The following is a 3,838-nucleotide window of genomic DNA, read 5'->3' on the forward strand; positions in this document are numbered from 1 at the left end:
GAGAAACCGGGTTTCTGGGGATAATGCAAAGTCTAAGAAACCCGGTTTCTCATAAAATCTCTGCTGGGCGGCAAAACATTTCGAGAGAAACCGGGTTTCGGCGAATTATCCATCACGTTAAGAAACCCGACTTCTAATACCAAATTCAAAAAAATAATAGAACTAATTGCGTTTAACAGAAGGGGGATTGGTGAAACGCAACCAAGTTGCTAAAGTAGCTACCGCGAAAACTGAAGCCAAGCCGAACGTCAAGAAAGTTTCAAAGGCTGACATAATACTGTTCCTCTTTATTTGAGCGATCGAGTAAATCTTTTCCTTTCTCTTTATATCAATCTCAATCTATTTTTTCAACAACCCGGACATAAAGTATTTACTACTTTAAATCTTGAAATATTTATTTACATAACTTTACACTATTCCCAGATTACTCATAATCTCCAGCAATTCCTGAGGGCGTTTAATCAAAAAATCGGGATTGTGTGCAGCCAAAGCTTCCTGAGAATTAAAACCCCAACTTACCGCAATTACCTTGATTCCAGTTTTTCTAGCAGCATCTATATCTCGAATTTCATCTCCTACATAAACGACTTCTTCAGGATTTATATGCTCTCTTCTCAGCCATCTATTAATAACTTTGTGTTTGCCAAAAGTTGAACCAGAGTAAATAAAGGTGAAAGCGTCTTGCAAGCCATTTATTTCCAGCGATTCCAACACATTTTCTCGGGAATTAGATGTAATAATGCCCAGTTGAAACCCCAGATTTTTTAATTCCCACAAAAGTTCTTTAATTCCAGGAAATAATTTAATATTGCAAATTTCACTGCGTAACTCTGCTTTCAATTTTCTAATCAGCAGCGGGAATTTGAAGATAGAAATGCCAGAATACCTGAGGATTTGCCAAGAAGTTAAGTTACTCAATTGAGCCAGTTCCTCTTTTGTCGCTGACTTAAAGCCGAATTCTGCTGATAAACGGTTGGTGATGCTCAGAAGAATGTCGATTGTATCTGCTAAGGTACCGTCAAAATCAAAAATAATTACTTTGGTCATTGGGGAAGATTAAATCACGAAGGGGAAATCTCTTCTATATTACTCATTACCTCTTGATTGTAAACGCAAAAAAGATAGCAACGGCGGGAATCGCACCCGCATCTCCCGGTATACTCCAGGGAATTCTATCACTTAAACTACGTTGCTGGTGGCAGCGAACCGAATCAAACGGTTGTCTCTCGCCTTGACGAGGCGATCGCTCTACCACTGAGCTACACTGCCGCATTCCATTATACATTATTTTATTTGACTTCTTTCAGTCAAGTAGGGTGCGTCAGTTAGGATAATTGTTGTTTCCTACCAACTATTTCAAAACTGACGCACCAATCTTTCCCGGTGCGTCAGCAATATATGTTTCATGTCTCTCAAATTTTTGCTAACTGACGCACCCTACAGATAAATCATAAATGATAAATCACATTTTCTTCCTTCTTCCTTCTTCCTTCTTCCTTCTTCCTTCTTCCTTCTTCCTTCTTCCTTCTTCCTTCTTCCTTCTACTTATCACCACTGCGAATCAGCATAATCTTTAAATAACTTGCCATAAACATAGCGTCTCTCATTTACGCCCGCATAAATCGGATCGCAAATGCGCGCCGCCGCATCTACCGCATCAAAAGGAGGTTGAACGCCACGTGCTTGCATCGTTAAAACTTGGGGATGAGGGTGTAGAAAACTCACCCATCCCGGATCGACTGCATTCATAAAAATTTTGTGTTTTGCGTACTCTTTGGCGCAGGTGCGAGTCATCATGTTCAGCGAGGCTTTTGCCATGTTAGTATGGGGGTGACGCCAAGATTTATCACCGCCAAACTGCCCTTCTTTTGAGGAAATATTGACAATATACTTGCAGCTTTCTGGAAAATTATTCATGAGCCTTTTAAGCCGGCTGTTGATCGCAAAAGGAGCGATCGCATTAATCACATGAACTTCTAATAACTCCAAAATGCTCACTTCGTCGTCCTTCATCAGCCAACTGTTGAAAGGGCGCAAATCTATTTGCTGTCCGTCGCTATCGTACATCCCCAGCGGAAACCAACGAGAGTTATCTTGCTCTGATATCAAGTTCTCTCCATCCAAAGTGACAGCTAAAGGGCTGAGAGTTTTACTGTCTGAATCTTCCGGTGCGATCGACTTTTTTGACCTATCCCCAGCAAGATTATGAGTCAAAAAGTGCGATCGGGCTACCAGCCCCTTAATTTCCGCAGGCAAAACCTCGAAAGGCAGAGCTTCCAAATCCCTCAAATGCTGGTAAAATGCCGGAGGGCGGCGAACGGTTTGAGCAGCATTGTTGACGATAATATCGAGTCGGGGATAGCAACAAGTGAGGTGTTCTGCAAAGCGCTCAACCTTCGCAACATACCGCAAATCTAACTCGTAAACGTGCAGGCGATCGCCCCAATCGCCAAAATCAGTTTCAGCAGCATACCTTTTAGCAGCATCGCGAGCAAAACGAGTAGTAACAATTACCGAAGCACCAGCCCTCAGCAACCTCAGAGTTACAGCATACCCAATTTTTACCCTCGCTCCCGTCACCAAAGCAAATAGCCCGTGCAAATTAGCCGTTTCGTTGCGTTTTGCATAATTAAATTCGCCGCAACCCCAACACAAACCGCGATAAAAAGAATGCGGCTCTTGAAAACTATTCTTGCATACAAAACAGCGTGGCAGTTTATCCATATTCAATCCATAATTGAAATCAAACAAGACTAACTATCATGTCCAGGCACATCGCGAAAGATTAGCATCAGTAAAATTTGCCCCATCAATATTAGCTTTTTTCAAAATAGCGCCGCTGAGATTAGCCCTGCTGAAATTAGTCCCGCTGAGATTTGCTTTTAGGAAACTTGCTCTTTTCACAACAGCACCGCTCAGATTAGCACCAGCCAAAGTAGCTTTATTAAAATCCGCATCGCACAGGTTAGCCCCAGTAAAATCGGCTTGAAAAAAATCAGCATTTCTCAAATCTGCTCTTTCCAAATTAGCACCGCGCAAATTAGCTCTCATAAAACAAGCCCCTGCAAATTTACTCCACCGCAAATTAGCTCCGACAAAAACAAATCCTTTAAAATTCCAGCCATTCAAGTTAGAGCGAATTAATTTAATCCCCGCCAGATTTGCTCCTGTCAAATTTGCCCCGCCAAGCTCAGCCAAACTCAAATCCGCCTCGCTCAAGTCAGCACCAGTCAAATCAGCGCCGCTCAAATCAGCCCCACCAAGTTTAGCTCCTTTGATGATGCTTTGAGATAAATTAGCTTCCCGAAAATTCACTAAACGGAGGTTTGCTTGACCCAGATTAGCTCCCTGCAAATCAGCCCCGCTGAGATTCGAGCGACTCAGGTTAGCTCCCCTCAACTCGGCATTTCTCAGATTAGCTACTTCCAAGTTACTCTTAAAAATTTTGGCTGTTTGTAAATTACCACCTTCAAAACTTGCTCCTGCTAAATTAGACTCTCTAAAGTTGGCACCGCTCAAATTATATCCGCTCAAATTAGCCCAACTTAAATCTACAAAGCCGCCCAACAACAGTAGATTTTGCACCCTCCATTTATTCCAGATTGCTGCACCTTTTTCAATCAAGCTAATTTGTTCTTCCCGCCCATACATCGCCGCAGCGGTAGCTCGCACCCGCTCGTCAGTATCGTCAAAAACTGTAATTGCTGCTTCTAAACCGGCTGCTCCGTAGTTGAGAGCCTCTGAAAGTGCTGCTAACCTTGCTTCAGCTAGGGGGCTGGCTAAGCGCTGTTTGATTCCTGCTATACCGCCCAAGACAGCAGCATTAATTGGAGGTGGA

General features: G+C 42.8%; 3 protein-coding genes and 1 tRNA gene. All 4 read right to left on the reverse strand.

Annotated elements, in window-relative coordinates:
* Positions 1-408: 408 nt before the first annotated feature.
* Complete coding sequence (locus JGK39_RS30170) at positions 409-1,047, reverse strand: HAD-IA family hydrolase (RefSeq protein WP_293298543.1); 639 nt, start codon at positions 1,045-1,047, stop codon at positions 409-411.
* Between the two features lie 146 nt (positions 1,048-1,193).
* Positions 1,194-1,269, reverse strand: a tRNA-Asp gene (locus JGK39_RS30175).
* A 279-nt stretch (positions 1,270-1,548) separates the two neighbouring features.
* Complete coding sequence (locus JGK39_RS30180) at positions 1,549-2,724, reverse strand: SDR family oxidoreductase (RefSeq protein WP_293250958.1); 1,176 nt, start codon at positions 2,722-2,724, stop codon at positions 1,549-1,551.
* 36 nt (positions 2,725-2,760) lie between these two features.
* On the reverse strand, positions 2,761-3,838 hold a 1,078-nt coding region (locus JGK39_RS30185), incomplete at its 5' end, for a pentapeptide repeat-containing protein (RefSeq protein ID WP_293250955.1).

The organism is Microcoleus sp. PH2017_12_PCY_D_A (genome assembly GCF_020738565.1).
Classification (GTDB): Bacteria; Cyanobacteriota; Cyanobacteriia; order Cyanobacteriales; family Microcoleaceae; genus Microcoleus.

What these genes read in the sequence shown, in the direction of transcription:
- JGK39_RS30170 (WP_293298543.1), bottom strand. Translation starts at nt 1,047, where the DNA reads ATGACCAAAGTAATTATTTTTGATTTTGACGGTACCTTAGCAGATACA.
- JGK39_RS30180 (WP_293250958.1), bottom strand. Translation starts at nt 2,724, where the DNA reads ATGGATAAACTGCCACGCTGTTTTGTATGCAAGAATAGTTTTCAAGAG.